Raw genomic sequence first — 15,977 nt, forward strand, 5'->3', positions numbered from 1 at the left:
TTTACTTAAATTCTTTGCTAATATCAAGTTTATATATAAAAAATCGGCCAATTTTAGAATATTTATTATACTCATTATTAATAATTTAAAACCGGTAATTCATTATTTTAACCACGCTTAAATCAAAAATCAGTAAGGCCGGTTTATGAAATTATCATTGGAAAAACGAGACTTTTTCATCAAAATATCATTTTTACTTTCAAAAGTAGTTGACACAATCTTCCAAGTTATGTATATTAAGAACAACAAAAATTTCGGAGGTGTCACTATGACTCAATCAATGTTTCATGCGATTAATTGTTGCTGTCGAACAACGCGTTTTTGGCGATGTTCGGCCTGTTAGCATTGACATTTTTTGAGGAATAATGACCTTAAAGAGTTCAATGTCCACCTGGCTGGAGTTGAACTAAGGGCGCGAAAATTCTGTTTTTTCAGGATTTCGCGCCCTTTTTATATCTTCAATAATCAAAGTTGCTTTTTTTAAATGCTGGCAGTCGAACCAAATCCCAATTGCTACAGAAAGGATCCTGATTTTTCTATGCTAATCAAGTCAGTTTCACAGCTAATTGGTCACACGCCGTTGATCGATTTGCAAATTGATGTCCCAAATCACAGCCATATCTACGCTAAACTGGAAATGTTCAATCCAGGCGGCAGTATTAAAGACCGTCTCGGTCAGTACATGATTCAAGATGCCATTAACCACGGCGATGTAATCGAAGGAACCACCACTATCATTGAGCCAACCGCCGGCAATACCGGCATTGGCGTCGCACTTGCTGCTCAACAGCACCATTTGCCAGCTATCTTGGTGGTGCCCGAAAAATTCAGCTTCGAAAAACAACAGTTGATGAAAGCTTTGGGCGCAAAACTAATCAATACCCAAGTGACCAAGGCATCAAGGGTGCGATTAAAGAAGCATACCGGCTCCATGAACAAACGCCTGACAGTTTTGTTCCAATGCAGTTTAAAAATCCGGCAAATCCGGCTGCTTATTACCACACATTGGCACCGGAACTGGTAAAAGAAATCGACGGCCCCATTGATGCCTTCGTTGCCGGTGCCGGAAGCGGCGGTACATTTGCCGGGATTGCCCGCTACCTCAAAGAACAGAACCCGGCGACCCGAACAATCGTGGTTGAACCCGAGGGCTCAATCTTAAACGGTGGGCCTGCTCACGCCCACCGAACTGAAGGAATCGGCGTCGAATTTATCCCACCTTTCTTCGAGAATGTTCAAATTGATCAAACACTAACCATCTCAGACGCAGATGCATTTGACCAAGTCAAAAAAATGGCCCGGACCCAGGGCCTATTCATAGGCAGTTCCAGTGGTGCGGCCTTGGCAGCCAGTTTAAAGGTTGCCGCTCAACTTCCAGAAAACAGCCGAATCGCAACAGTTTTCCCGGACAGCAGTGAACGCTATATGAGTGAAAATATTTACGACTAAAAATTCAATCAAAAACAGAAAGAGGTTATTCATTATGGAATTCGATACAAAATTAATTCATGGCGGCATCAGCGAAGACAAGACAACGGGTGCGGTTTCCGTTCCGATTTACATGGCTTCCACTTTCCATCAGCAAAAAATCGGTGAAAACAAGTATGAATATTCACGTTCAGGTAACCCAACCAGAGAGGCGGTTGAAAAATTAATTGCCGAGCTCGAAGGCGGGACTGCCGGTTTTGCCTTTGCATCCGGGTCAGCTGCCATTGACACGGTGTTCTCGATGTTTTCTGCCGGCGATCATTTCGTTATCGGTAACGATGTCTACGGTGGCACCTTCCGGCTGATCGACGCGGTTTTAAAACGCTTTGGCATGACATTTACAGTTGTTGACACCCGAGACCTGGCAGCCGTTCAAGCCGCCATCACTCCCGAAACCAAAGCCATTTATCTCGAAACACCGACCAACCCGCTGCTAAGGGTCACCGACATCGCTGCTGTCGCCAAAATTGCCAAGGCCCATCATATTCTAAGTATCATTGACAATACATTCTCCTCACCTTATGTTCAGCGGCCCTTAGAGCAGGGCGTCGACATTGTCCTTCACAGCGCTTCCAAGTATCTCGGTGGCCATAGTGACGTCATCGCCGGCCTGGTTGTTACAAAAGACGAAGCATTGGGTGAAAAAATCGGTTATCTGCAAAACGCAATTGGTGGTATTTTAGCTCCTCAAGAAAGCTGGTTACTTCAACGCGGCATCAAAACGCTTTCACTTCGCATGCGAGCCCATCTGGCAAACGCGGAAGCCGTCTTCGACTACCTCGCCAACCAACCACTGGTAAGCAAAATTTACTATCCCGGCGATCCGGATAATCCCGATTACGAAGTTGCCAAGAAACAAATGCACGGCTTCGGTGCCATGATCTCATTTGAACTTCAAGACGGTCTCGATCCAAAACAATTCGTTGAGCAGCTTCACGTTATTACGTTGGCAGAAAGTTTGGGAGCCTTAGAAAGCCTGATTGAAATTCCTGCTCTGATGACCCATGGCTCCATTCCCCGCGATATCCGGCTAAAAAACGGCATCAAAGATGAATTAATCCGGCTTTCCGTTGGTGTTGAAGATCAAAAAGACCTGCTGGCAGATTTGGCACGCGGTTTCAATCAGCTTAAGGGGAGTCAAAAAAATGTTTCAGACAGCAAGATCCATTCTAAAGCGTGATCCGGCAGCCCATAGCCTTTTAGAAGTTATTCTAACCTATCCTGGTATTCGTGCGCTGTTTTGGCATCGAATTGCCCATTTCTTGGCCTTTCACCGTTTCTATACGCTGGCAGCTCTTTTAAGTCAACACGCCGCTAAAGTCACCGGAATCGCCATTTCGCCCGAAGCCCAAATCGGCAGGCGGGTGTTTATCGACCACGGCATTGGCGTTGTGATCGGTGCCACCGCAATTATTGAAGATGACGTTACCATTCTACACGGCGTTACCTTGGGTGCCAGGCGGGCCGTTACCGGCCGCCGGCATCCCTATGTTAAAAAAGGGGCGTTTATTGGTGCCAACGCACAATTATTGGGTGCTATTACCATCGGTGCATCGAGTAAAGTCGGTGCCGGGGCCATTGTTTTACACGATGTCGCCGACCGGACAACGGTTGTCGGTAACCCGGCCCGAAGCGTTGAGAAGCCAACTAAAGTCATTAACGTTACTTTTGCCGAGTTAAATACCGGCAACAAAAATCACTAACCAAAAACATCTTGGCAGTTTCCATTAATTAATTGGAAACTGCCAAGATGTTTTTTCGTACATAAATTATAAGAGCAGTGATTATCAGTTTACCGCGGCTTTTCGCGGCAGTTCTTCAATTAATCGTGCCACGTAATCACCAAAGCCACTGGTAGTCAGTACCGTGGCGTCCGCATTTTTGGCAAAGTCGACGGTCACGTGATGCGACTTGATGGCTTGAGAGATTCCCGCCCGGATTAAATCGGCAGCGGCCGACCAGCCAGATAGTCAAACATCATTGCACCGGATAGAATAATCGACGTCGGATTAAGTTTGTTTTGACCGGCAAACTGAGGCGCCGTGCCATGCGTTGCTTCGAAAATCGCATGTCCGGTTTGATAATTAATATTGCCGCCGGGAGCAATTCCGATACCACCGACTTGAGCAGCCAACGCGTCCGAAATATAATCGCCGTTTAAATTCATCGTTGCCACAACTTCAAAATGTTCCGGATAAAGCAGTGCTTGTTGAAAAAAGTTATCCGTAATGACGTCATTGACAATCAATTTCTTGGCTGCCCGGGCTGCTTGATAGGCCCTTTCAGCAGCTTCAGTGCCTTGGTCAGCTTTAATTTGATTATATTGATTCCAAGTAAATACCTTATCACCATATTCTTCAGCTGCTTCATAACCCCACTTTTTAAAGCCGCCTTCAGTTTTTTTCATAATATTTCCCTTGTGAACCAGCGTCAAGGTATGCCGATTGTTAGCAAACGCATAGTCAATGGCGGCCTTTACCAACCGGGTCGAACCCTGCTTGGAAATCGGTTTAATCGCAAACGCGGACGTATCGGGAAAACGAACTTTGCCCAGCTTACCCTGCTTGGCGAGTAACGCTTTCCAAGCTTTCGCATCATCAGTATCAACATCGCTTTCAATCCCCGCATAAATGTCTTCGGTATTTTCCCGAAAGACATCAATATTAACGTTTTCCGGGTGAACAACCGGTGACGGGGTACCGGCATAATAAGTTACCGGTCGAAAGCAGGCATATAAATCAAGCTTTTGTCGCAACGTGACATTAATGGAGCGATGGCCAACGCCAATCGGAGTCGTCAAAGGTCCCTTAATCCCGACTAAATAGTCTCGTAAAGCGGTCAGTGTTTTATCCGGCAGCCACTGTCCCGTTTGCTTATAAGCTGTTTCACCGGCCAATAATGGCAGCCATTTAACCTGCTTTTGACCATCAAAAGCCTTTTTAACTGCTTCATCAAAAACGGTTCGCGCTGCCCGCCAAATTTCGGGGCCAATCCCATCGCCTTCAATGAAAGGAATTGTCGGTTGATCGGGAACCTGAAGCCGGCCATTATTCATTGTTATTTTTTCTTCAGTCAATAATTTTTTCCTCCTTATCGGCAAAATAATGTCGATTGGTTTCACCCACGTATTCAGACGACGGCCTAATTAAACAGCCTTCCGACTGCTGTTCAATGATATGCGCCAACCAGCCAGCCGTTCGACAGGCCGCAAACATTGTGGTGAATGTCTGCCTGTCAAGGTTAAAGCAATGATAAATCAATGCCGTATAGTAATCAACATTTGGGTGCAGACGCGTTGTTTTAAACATATAATCTTTGATTTCTTCCTGAAGCGCAAAATAATCGTCGTTGCCCGTTTCATGAGCGGCTTGCCGGGCAATTTCCCGCAGAATTGCTGCCCGCGGATCACCGTTTTTATAAACACGATGACCGAAGCCCATTATCTTATGACCACCAGCCATTCTTTGGGCAACATATTGAATCGGATCCTGACCCGTTTGCCGGATCTTTTCGAGCATCTTGAAAACCTGCTCATTGGCACCGCCATGTAAGGACCTTTCAATGCACAAATCGCAGCGGTCAGGCACGAATAATCATCCGATTTGGTTGATGCAACCACGCGGGCAGTGAATGTCGATGCATTAAACTCATGATCGGCATGCAGCACCATAACCGTATTAAACTGAGCTACCTGCTCAGGTGTCGGCCGGTTACCCGAAAACATATAAATAAAATTTTCAACAACGCCCCATGCTTTATGAACGTGCTTAATTGGCTGATCGTTTCGAATTCGAATAATGGCGGCAATTGCCGTTAACATCTTGGCTAAAATCCGAGGTGGGTCATCTCTTTCGATATCATTGGTTGTCCCAAGCAGCGAGACTGTCGTTCGCAAAATACTCATGGGGTGCTGCGGTTCCCTGGCAATTCGTGCCATCAACTGAACCGTTTCGTACGGCAGCACCATTTTAGAAACCAGCAGCTTTTTAAAATCATTCAACTCTTCTGCGCTTGGCAGCCGCGCGTGCCACAGTAGAAAAACCACCTCTTCAAACGGTGCATTTTTTAGTTCTTTAATCGAATAACCTGCATACGTTAAAACAGCGCCCTGAGTCGAGCTGACCTTTGTCTGGTCAACCACCACGCCTGCAAGTCCTTTTGGTAGTGTCATGGGTCACCTCCGAGTATTAAACTCATTCTTTTTGAGCAGCATCTTTAGCCGATGCCAGCTTATTTTCAACAATCATTGGCATAATGCCGCCATCTTTGTAGTAGGTCCAATCCACCGGCGTATCAAAACGAACAATCGTATCGAATTTTATCTGTCGACCAGACTTTTCAGCCGTCACATGAGCAATTGGCCCATCCAAGTCAATCGAAAAAGTTTCGGTGCCATCTAATCCCAACGTTTCCGCGGTTTGGCCGTCACGGTACTGAAGCGGCACAACGCCCATCATTGCCAGATTAGCCCGATGAATTCGTTCAAAGCTTTCAGCAATAATTGCCTTTACACCTAATAACTTAACGCCTTTAGCTGCCCAGTCACGCGAAGATCCCATACCATAATCCTTACCAGCCAGAATAACCAAACCGGTCTGATCAGCTTGGTATCGCTGGGCGGCTTCAAAAATAGTTGTTTCTTCACCCGTTGGCAGGTATTTGGTAAAACCACCTGTTTTATCGGGTGTCAATTGATTTTTTAATCGGATATTAGCCAAAGTTCCCCGCATCATCACTTCATGATTACCCCGGCGGGAACCATAAGAGTTGAAGTCTTTAATGGCGACACCTTTAGACTTTAAATAACGACCAGCCGGTGTCTGTGAACCGATATAGCCGGCCGGTGAAATATGATCGGTCGTAATCGAATCCCCCAGTTTGGCAAGCACGCGAAGCCCCGATAAGTGTTGACTGCCGGCAATGCCGTCAAAAAATGGCGGAGACGCGATATACGTGGAATTCGGATCCCACTCATAAGTTGCTGATTCGGGGGCAGGAAGTGCGTCCCAAGTAGCGTTTTGGTTCAAAATCGATTGATAATTCTTTTTAAATTCTGCTGGTTTTAAATATTTTCGACTTAGCTTGGCAACCGCTTCATCTGTCGGCCACAGATCCTTTAGATAAACCGGCTGACCATCTTGGCTTTTTCCGACTGGTTGGGTTGTTAAATCAATATCGCAAGTTCCAGCCAATGCATAAAGAACAACCAACGGTGGGGACGCTAAATAAGTATCTTTAATTAACGGATTAACCCGGCCCTCAAAGTTTCGGTTACCGCTCTCAACTGCCGCAATCGGATAAGGGTCTTCAGTCAAGCGGGTCTGCAGGTCTTCCTTCAGCTGACCGGAGTTGCCGATACATGTCGTGCAACCATAACCAACCAGATTAAAGCCCAGCTTATCCAGATATGGCTGAAGTCCGGCCGCCGCCAAATACTGAGTCACAACCCGTGACCCGGGTGCCAACGATGTTTTCACATAGTCCGGTACTTTTAGTCCCAACTCAACGGCTTTTTTAGCGATTAGACCGGCTGCCAGCAACACTTCTGGATTAGAGGTATTCGTACAACTTGTAATGGCTGCGATTCCTAATGAGCCTACCCGGATATTAAATTTCTTACCATTGACTTTGATTGGATAATCCGGTATTTGCCGACGATCATCAAACTGTTTTGGCATATCTTTTAAAAAGACAGTATCCTGAGGACGGTTGGGGCCCGCTAAACTACTTTGAACCGTTGTCAAATCAAGCAAAACCGTTTCTGTATAGTGACGGGCTGCCTTATCGTCGTAGAACAGATGATTAGCCTTGGCGTATGCCTCAACCAACTCAATTTGTTCAGCAGGTCGGTTTGTTAATTGCAAGTAATCAATGGTTTGCTGATCAATTGGAAAGAACCCGCAGGTAGCACCATATTCCGGGGCCATATTGGCAATGGTTGCCCGATAAGCCAACGGTAGATTCTGCGCGCCACCGCCGTAAAATTCAACAAACTTTCCAACCACATCGTGCTCTCGCAATAAATGGGTTAACGTTAGTGCCAGATCCGTTGCTGTAATCCCTTCCCTTAGCTTTCCGGTCAGTTTTACACCAACTACTTTTGGCATTGGCATATAAGTTGCCGCTCCAAGCATACTGGATTCAGCCTCGATTCCGCCGACACCCCAGCCAAGAACCCCCAACCCATTAATCATCGTGGTATGGGAATCTGTACCGACCAATGTGTCCGGAAATGCTTCATAGCTACCGTCCGTTAATTTTTTAGCATGAATGACGTCTGCCAGATATTCCAAATTTACCTGATGAATAATCCCGGTATCAGGTGGGATCACCGTTAGATTTTCAAAGCTGTTTTGAGCCCACTTTAAAAACGTATAACGTTCACTATTTCGTTTAAATTCCTGCTGGATATTATACGAAAAGGCATCCTCATTTCCAGAATGATCGACTTGAACCGAGTGGTCGATTACAAGATGAACCGGCACTTCCGGATTGATCGAATCAACGTCTCCGCCTCGCCTGGCAACAGCATCACGAATTGCCGCTAAATCAACCAACGCCGGTACGCCCGTGAGGTCTTGGAGAATGACCCGTTCCGGTTGATGGGGAATATCTTTATCATGCTGATGGTCCCAATCGTTAAAAGCGGAAAGGACCTGTTCTCTTTCGGGGGTTTCGCTCGCGTGCCGCAGCGCTTCTTCCAGCAAAACTCGGATGCTGTAGGGAAGTGTTTCAACGTCCTGTCCCTGATCTTTTAAATAAGCATCAATATTATAAAACTGGTAGGTACCGCCCGTTAGCTTGAGTTGTTGCCGGTACGAATTGTTCATAAAAAGTCCACCATCCTTCAAAGGTGCCGGCGAATAATGCCTTTAATGTTGATCAAAAGCGAACAATCTGTGCTCTTGTCAATTAAATCGTCAATGATTCGCCTAATTTTAATGTTATTTTCATGTATATTTAATCTAACCGTAAGAACAGGACGATGTCAAGGCCACTTTGTATATTTATGTATTAATCAAGACAAAAATAGAAATAAATCCACTATTGCAAATTGTCTGCTGAAAACAGGACCTTAACCTAAAAAGGCATCTAGACCAATTATGATCCAGACGCCTAAAAATAATATTTAATTTTTTGCTCAATTACCATTTATAATCTTAGTGTTTATAGCCATCGACCGAAAAATACCAGTGAACATGATCACCCGGCTTAACGCGCTTTTCACCGGCCGACTTGTCAACATATTTACCGTTGACAGAATACATCCAGCCACTTCCTACCCGGACATCATTTTCTTTTAAGCCGTTAATCGCACTGACATAGATGTCGGGATTCCGGGTATACGTGACTTTTAAATGGGCCTGCATTAAAAGCGAAAAGGCAGTTGTTTTGCCGGTAATTTTTTGCCAGCCGGCATAAAATTGCTTTTTATAACCGGAAACCTTGAGATAGGCTTTCTTGGTCGACGTAGCGTGCCAATTTTTTTTAGCCGGCTTGGTGGTAGCCTGTTGCGCGGTTGCCTTGGCTTTTTTAACCGACTGCTTTTTTCGAGTCGGCTGCTTGGCAGTGCCACTGGTTTCATGGTTCTGCCGGGTGGATTTAGTCGCCGGCCGGCGAGCCGACCGCTTTGGCTTATTTTTTGATGCATCACTAGCAGTCGGTTGTTTAGCCTTTTTAGTCGCGCTAACCGTCGTTTTGCCGGTTGCTGCCCGAGACTTTTTCTGTGATTGATGACTGCCGGCCCGCTTATTAGCCGTTGACGTAGCTGAACTGGCTTTGCCCGCCTTTGAGGACGAAGCTGGTTTTGCGGTTTTCTTAACCGTGGCGGTTGATGGCTGATCAGCGGCTCGATTGGCAACAACTTCCCGAATGCCCACCGCCAATCCCACTACTAATACAACCGCGATGATGAGCCCGACGATTTTTTTCATTTAAACCACCCTGGCCGCTTAATTTAGTGTATAAACCGACCGCTTTTGCTGCGCCTGTCGGTAAGCCGCATTTGCCAGGTTAACCTGCCCCACGCCCAGTGTTTGACTGGCGGCACCCTTAATGGAACCGGTTCGGTTGACATAGCTTAACATTGCCCGCAACGGTGAAGCGGTTTGGCCGACTTTAAAACTGCCGTTAACGTATTTCAATGTGTTTAATTTGGTTGAAAAGGCAATTACGGCTTCGGCGGTTGAGTTGGCATTCGGAATCTGCTTGCCGTTATAAGTGTAACCATAGGCGCCGTTTGAGTAAGCCGCGTTCTTTAAGTAAGCCTGACCGGTCTGCAGCGCCGTCTTTACCGTAGTGGTATTGGCTTTCCCACGGGCCAAACTGATAATGGCCATTGCCGTGGTGTCACTGTCAACGGCCGCCGCGGTATTGTTATACGCCCACCCGTGATTACTTTGCTGGTGCTGCACAATCAACTTACTCAAACTGCTCTTGGAGAATTTGGCAGCTGCCGGGCGCTTAAAGTGGCGGCTCATGGAAACCGCAATTAACGCCTGACTTTGAACGTTGACGGTTTGCTTGGTCATGGTCTTTTGATACAGGGCACGCACCAGGTTGACCTTTTTTCGCGAACCGGCCAGTGTGAAACGCTGCGGATTATAGCCCACTGCTTTTAATCCCATAATGGCATTAGCCAAGTCGGCCGGCGTACTCTTTTTATTTAACACCAGGTTTTTCGCCACTCGCTGGCGTTGGGTCTTGGTAAAATGATAGCCTAATCCCTTTAGCCCCAACAAGAAATCCGAGTACCCCGCCGCAGCCCCGGTGGCTGGATAGGCTTTCCGGCTAAACAGCGCGGTGGTCTTCCCGGACAAACCGGTCTTATTTTTCACCAGCATCTGCTTGGCATAGCGATAACTGGCCTTAACCTTGGCCTTCTGATAGGCCGTTGAGGCTGTTTGAACACTTGCCGCCTGCACCTGCGTCACCGGTGCCGCAGTACTCAGGCTAATAGGCCCACTGCCGATAATAACAACGTTTTCTTAAAATGTTTCATTCTTCAAAACTCCCTTTTATTTTTGAGTCGGTAAAAAATCATACTTATCATTTAAGCGTTGAAACAGCTGCTGCCATAAGTTCGCAAACAGGATTAAAAATATGACGTTGGCCGCCGCGTGATAAGCGTCAAACTTAACGCTTACCAAAGCCGCCGTTAAAAAGGCCTTTCCGGTTAACGGCTGGACATATGCCAAAACATACCAGGCATCCATGAGCCAGCCGAAGCCAAATCCCCAAAGACCGCCAAAAATTGCCAGGGGCAGGCGGCGCTTTCCAATCACCGTATGGGCAATCAACGCCGCGGTAAAGCCCATTAAACCCCAGGCAAACATCTGCCAGGCGTCCAAGGTCCCTGCCCCAGAAATAAATTAGAGACCAGCGCGGTGGTTGCACCGACCACAAAGCCCAATTCCGGTCCCAAGGCCATGCCGCCCATGATAATCACAAAACTGGCCGCCTGGAAACTGGGAATGGCAGCGAAGATCAGTCGACCGATTACCGCCAACGCAATCAGCGTTGCCATAAACATTAAGGTGGTCGTCTTGATGGCTGGTGTTCAAATCGCCAGTAAACCAAGAGCAACGCCGAAAATAAAATCATGAAACTAAACATAAAATAATGCTTGCCATGCAATTGTAACGCCAGTGTCAAAAATATTCCCATGATGGCCAATCCCAGCAGCCAGCGAAAAATCATTAATTTGGAAAATCGTCGTTTCAAGTGGTCGCCTCCTTGGTTGCCCGCACATCACTGACCAACACGGCTGATGGAACCTGATCACCGACCAAACGATTAACCGCCGTCGTGAAGAAAGAATTCTGTGCAAAAAATTGTCGCCGCGGTAAAATCGTTTCCACGCGATGATCAAACATAAAGCTGCAGGTCGTGGAAAAGTTTGCGGCAAAGGCCATGTCATGAGTCGCCATGACGATGGTGCCCCCACGTTGCTGATAGGTCTTTAATAATCGGCCGACATAAAATTTAGTGTTGGGATCCAACCCATTGGTCGGCTCATCCAAAATCAATACCTTGGGCCGGGCCAGCAACGCGATCGCCAGGCCCAACAACCGTTGTTGGCCACCACTCAAATCAAACGGGTTATGATCCTTCAGTTGGGTTAAATGAAACGTCCGCAACAGTTCCTCGGCTCGACCGGTCGGATCGGTTAATCCCAACTGATCGCCCTGCGCGGTTAACTCCTGAAGAACGGTCGGATTACCAAACTGCAGGCTGGGATCCTGTGAAAGAAATGATAATTGCTGAATCCGTTTCAAATTCGGCAACCGCCACAGAATCTGACCGGCCAACCTGATTTTGCCATGTGGCGGTTTACGCAGCCGGCCAGCAGGCTGAGTAAAGTCGACTTGCCGGAACCGTTTTTCCCGACAATCGTCAGCCAATCCCCTTTGGCCAGCGTTAAGTTCTGATGGTCAACGATGAGTGACTGCTGATCAAATGAAAAGGATACGTGCCGCATCGTTAAGATTGGCGGGGCTGCCGGAGCCGCTTCATTTGGCGAGGTCAGGTCCCCGGCAGCCCGAAACTGAAGCTGCCGCGCTTGAATTTGCCGTTTGCCCGTGCCAACTGCCAACGGTACCGGTTTTAATTGCGGATAGCAGCTCAGGAAAAGTGCCGGAACTTCCGGGACAAACCGGCTTAATGCCGGCTGGTCAAACATCTTGGCCACCACCTGATCGACCGGGCCGTCAGTCGCAATTGTCTGCTGTGCTAACAGGATCATCCGGCTGGCCAGTGTTAACGGTCCGGCCAGGTTATGCTCCGTCATAATAATCGTCAAGCCCAGCTCGTCATGCAGCCGTGCCAAGATAGCCATAAAAGTTTGCGTCATTAAGGGATCCAGTTGGGCCGTCGGTTCATCCAGTAAAATAACCTGCGGCCGCAGCGTCAGGACCGCGGCTAAATTGACAATCTGCAGCTGGCCGCCCGACAATTCACGCAATGGTTGATGCAGCCACTGATCCAGCCCCAGGTAATTGGAAAGCTCGGCCAAGCGGCGGTTAATTTCCGCGCTGGGGCAGCCGATATTTTCCAGTGAAAAGGCCAGTTCCTCAATAACGGTCGCCATTACCGGCTGATTTCGCGGATTTTGGCTGACATACCCAATGGTTTGGGCGCTTTGCAGCTGCGCCATTTGAAAAATGTCCTGCTGGTTGACCAGTACCCGTCCCTGGCGCTGCCCATGCGGTGCCAATTCTTTTTTTAAATGGCTCAACAGTGTGGTCTTACCGCTGCCACTGGCACCCGCGATCACCAGGAAGTCCCCAGGATAAATTTTCAGATTAATATCCCGCAGGTCGGCGCCGACGCATGCGGATAGGTAAACGTCAGGTGCGTGACGTTGATTAATTCGTCCATAAAGCAGCCACCCCTTCAAAAATCAATGGTAAGCCTAAAAATAAGCCCACTAAGCCGAGAATCCAACTATCCATCAGCGAAATCGACCCGTTAAACGTTAAAGCTGAGCCGGTCCAACCATATGAGCCGACCCGCAAGCCGACCAAGCAAAAAAAGAGGATTGCTGAGCTGCCCAAAAACCAACTATCGGCAATCTGCCAGCGAAAGGCCCGGTACTGACTGCGTTTAGTTGCGCCAAATCCGCGGGCATCCATGCTGCGGGCTCTTTCCATCCCGGCAGCCAATGCTTTTTCCAATAGAATATTCATGAACCGCATGCCGACTTTTAAGCGGTGTTTTACCGACCCGCTGGCCGGATCAATGTTGCGGGTCTTTTGAAATAACGCCAACTGCCGAAACGTCTGCTTTAACGTTCCGACCAAGTTCATCGACAACACCACCAGCAAAGCCAGTCGGGGACTGAGCGGTGAAAGCACCGCTAATAATTTATTGGCAGTCAAAATTGCGTTAAATAACGCAAACGCCAGCAGCATCGCTACCAGCATCAATCCCATGACACTGCCGTATAGGAGGGCCGGCATTGATAATTTCCAAGTAACTCCCAGCAGCTTAACCTGCCAGAGATATGGCCCGCCGCTCTGATTTAACAACACGTTAAAGATAACAATGGTGATAAACAGCCAGCCGCTATATTTCAACTGCCAACCAACTTGTTTAAATCCCAAGTACCACCCGTCCAAAAGAATCAAACCGCCAAAAGCCGTCCCAACAATGCCCACGTGATTAAACATCAGCAGTAACGCCATGAGCGCCACAAAATAACCGGTTGCGGCCAGCGGGTGAACATGAAAAAGAAAGCGGCTTTCAATCGGTATCCGGTTCATGATATGACGCCCCTTTCCCAAATTCATCTTCGCACAATTTATAGTATATCATCAGTTTTACAGTCCATTAATATATTGCAAGGAATTAGTTTCTATATAAATTCGGCATTTATTCAACCACAACTTTTAAACTAATTAGTCTTTAACCGCCACACCTAACAAACCAATTAATAGACTTGCTTGCAATGGATTGATTATCAAACCTTTAAGTAACGTTGGATTCACCACCAGTGTTTCAAATCTTGCTTGAGATAAATCAACGTTTTTTAATTTAGTATCAAGAAAGTCAATCTGATCAAGATCACTTTGGTAAAAAGAGATGGCTTTCTTAAATGTCACTGCTTGAAAACTGGCCTCTCTTAAGTTAGCGTGATTAAATTGCACATTTTCAATCTTGGTTTCACTGAAATTAGCGTATTGCAAATTAGAGTCCATTACTTTGACATTGACAATTTTGCTTCCAATTGAAAAATCGGCGCCCATTAACTGGCTGCCGATAAACTGACTATTTGAAAAATAGCTTTGGTGAAAGCTGGCGTTGAGAAAGTGACAGCCCTTAAACACCACAAAATTCCAATCACTTTGATCAAAATTATCCTGCTCAAATTTACAATGATCAAACGTGACATCACTAATGCGCAGCGGCTTATTTGAAACCCGAAACGTACAATCCAGATACATATTCTCCGGCTCAACATCATCCAAGCCCAATGTCTGTCTCTGAATAACTGTCATCTTATGCCTCCTGGTAATTCCGTCGAATCAATTTGCTTAAAACAATGTAAATAATAGCCGCAATCAGCATTGAAACAAAAGTGGCACCAATACTATCCGCTATGATTGCAACCGTTTTAAGATAGCCATATGCCGCAACTGCAACTATCCACGAAATGATCGCAATCCAGTTAATGCCACCCGTATACCAATACTTACCTTCACGAATCGCAAAATGAGCAACATCGTAATCCTGCTTGGTTACAATATAATAATCAACGAGAAAGATGGCAATTTCCGGTCCTAAGAACATCCCAATTCCATCTAAGAAGGCTGTAAAAACATCCAGAAAAGTTGCGTAAAAAATTGGAATAAACGTGACAACTACCGCAACCAACGTCACCAAAACAATGCTGACGGTTAATGATAACCGCTTTGTCATATTGGTAAGCGCCGAACCGGCGGACATTAAGTTAACTGCATTGGCGGTAGTACTCGTAATAATAATGACCAACATTGCCAAAACGCCCAATCCTAACTTACTGGCAATTGTCGAAGGGTCCGAATTATTTGCATCAAAGTGATTCAACGTAATCGCAGTTGCAATTGTCGAAATCACACCGATCATCGCAAACCAAATCAAGCCAAGATTGGCACCCCAAAAAGGCGCTCGGGTTGCACTACGCTTCTTCTTGGCAAAGCGGGTAAAGTCGCTGGCGGCCGTAACCCAAGCCAAATTAAAAGCAGCCAAGACATCTACCGCCTGACCAGAACTCATTTGCAACCGGTGCGGTGGCCGCCAGGCAATAATTTGAGAAAAGGAAACGTGCTGAAAAACAACAACACACTCCCAAATAACCAACACAAAGACCAGAATAATCCCAATCCGTTCAATAATTTGAACCGAACGTTCACCCATTGAAATACTCAATAAATGAAGAATACTCATGACAATGATCCCTAAAATTAAGCCTTTCAAACCGCCCGCCTTTCCATATACCGGCCAATTGAGGATATCGTGAAGAATATAACTGATTGAAGTCGCCGCAATAAATGTATTGACAGCGGCCCAGCCGATAAACTGAACAACGTTAATGATCGATGGCAGGAAACTCCCCTTCAAACCAAACGATGCCCGGGTCAAAGCCATTGCCGGCAATCCGGTTTGATAGCCCATATACCCGGAAAGAGCTAACAATAAATATGTAATAATACCAACTACAATTAAGGCTGTTGAAGCGGTCGCAAATCCACAGGCAGCAATCACGCCACCCACATACCAAGTACCGTTGTTGGCATTAGCGCCAACCCACGTCGCAAACATATCCCAGTATGATTGATGCCGGTGCTCCTTTGAGATTGCAACAACCCGCCCAAATGTTTTGTCTGCCATAATTTTATTTCCTCCAATGCCTCCAAAAAAGACGCCTTGGCTCATAGCAAGTCAAGGCATCTCTTACCAGATGTATTCTGGAAGAACAATGTTCATTAATGGCATTCCTTGACAGGCTC

Annotated in this window: 7 protein-coding genes and 6 pseudogenes; 3 read left to right on the forward strand and 10 right to left on the reverse strand. The window is 46.6% G+C overall.

Features of this window, described 5'->3' with window-relative positions:
* The first annotated feature begins 538 nt into the window (after nt 1-538).
* The 3 genes and pseudogenes from JCM14108_RS07885 to epsC all read left to right on the forward strand — a co-directional run bounded on the left by JCM14108_RS07885 (nt 539) and on the right by epsC (nt 3,191).
* Nucleotides 539-1,449: pseudogene (locus tag JCM14108_RS07885) on the forward strand (PLP-dependent cysteine synthase family protein).
* A 34-nt stretch (nt 1,450-1,483) separates the two neighbouring features.
* Entirely contained in the window at nt 1,484-2,668 is a 1,185-nt protein-coding gene (locus tag JCM14108_RS07890; RefSeq protein WP_035179975.1) for a trans-sulfuration enzyme family protein, read from the forward strand.
* Nucleotides 2,634-3,191, forward strand: a complete 558-nt coding sequence (epsC, locus tag JCM14108_RS07895; RefSeq protein WP_035179979.1) for a serine O-acetyltransferase EpsC — start codon at nt 2,634-2,636, stop codon at nt 3,189-3,191. The genes JCM14108_RS07890 and epsC overlap by 35 nt, the downstream gene beginning before the upstream one ends.
* 84 nt (nt 3,192-3,275) lie before the next feature.
* Here the strand turns inward: epsC and icd are convergent.
* From icd to JCM14108_RS07945, 10 genes and pseudogenes are all read right to left on the reverse strand, one after another.
* Nucleotides 3,276-4,543 (reverse strand): annotated as a pseudogene (gene icd, locus JCM14108_RS07900) (NADP-dependent isocitrate dehydrogenase).
* A 13-nt stretch (nt 4,544-4,556) separates the two neighbouring features.
* Nucleotides 4,557-5,659 (reverse strand): annotated as a pseudogene (locus JCM14108_RS07905) (citrate/2-methylcitrate synthase).
* A 22-nt stretch (nt 5,660-5,681) separates the two neighbouring features.
* Complete coding sequence (gene acnA, locus JCM14108_RS07910) at nt 5,682-8,318, reverse strand: aconitate hydratase AcnA (RefSeq protein ID WP_035179982.1); 2,637 nt, start codon at nt 8,316-8,318, stop codon at nt 5,682-5,684.
* Between the two features lie 330 nt (nt 8,319-8,648).
* Entirely contained in the window at nt 8,649-9,422 is a 774-nt protein-coding gene (locus JCM14108_RS07915) for a DUF4430 domain-containing protein (protein ID WP_035179985.1), read from the reverse strand.
* 18 nt (nt 9,423-9,440) lie between these two features.
* Nucleotides 9,441-10,489: pseudogene (locus JCM14108_RS07920) on the reverse strand (fucose-binding lectin II).
* 16 nt (nt 10,490-10,505) lie between these two features.
* A pseudogene (locus JCM14108_RS16230) lies at nt 10,506-11,187 on the reverse strand (ECF transporter S component).
* Between the two features lie 20 nt (nt 11,188-11,207).
* Nucleotides 11,208-12,763, reverse strand: a pseudogene (locus JCM14108_RS07930) (AAA family ATPase); the annotation flags it as partial.
* 91 nt (nt 12,764-12,854) lie between these two features.
* Nucleotides 12,855-13,751 carry an energy-coupling factor transporter transmembrane component T gene (locus JCM14108_RS07935; protein ID WP_035179988.1) on the reverse strand — a complete coding sequence of 299 codons (897 nt, stop codon included), beginning with the start codon at nt 13,749-13,751 and terminating at the stop codon, nt 12,855-12,857.
* Between the two features lie 135 nt (nt 13,752-13,886).
* Complete coding sequence (locus JCM14108_RS07940) at nt 13,887-14,486, reverse strand: pentapeptide repeat-containing protein (RefSeq protein ID WP_035179992.1); 600 nt, start codon at nt 14,484-14,486, stop codon at nt 13,887-13,889.
* A gap of 1 nt (nt 14,487) precedes the next feature.
* On the reverse strand, nt 14,488-15,858 hold the full coding sequence (locus tag JCM14108_RS07945; RefSeq protein WP_035179996.1) for a cytosine permease: 1,371 nt from the start codon (nt 15,856-15,858) through the stop codon (nt 14,488-14,490).
* Between the last annotated feature and the right edge of the window lie 119 nt (nt 15,859-15,977).

The sequence above is a fragment of the Lentilactobacillus farraginis DSM 18382 = JCM 14108 genome (genome assembly GCF_000583655.1).
Taxonomy (GTDB): domain Bacteria; phylum Bacillota; class Bacilli; order Lactobacillales; family Lactobacillaceae; genus Lentilactobacillus; species Lentilactobacillus farraginis.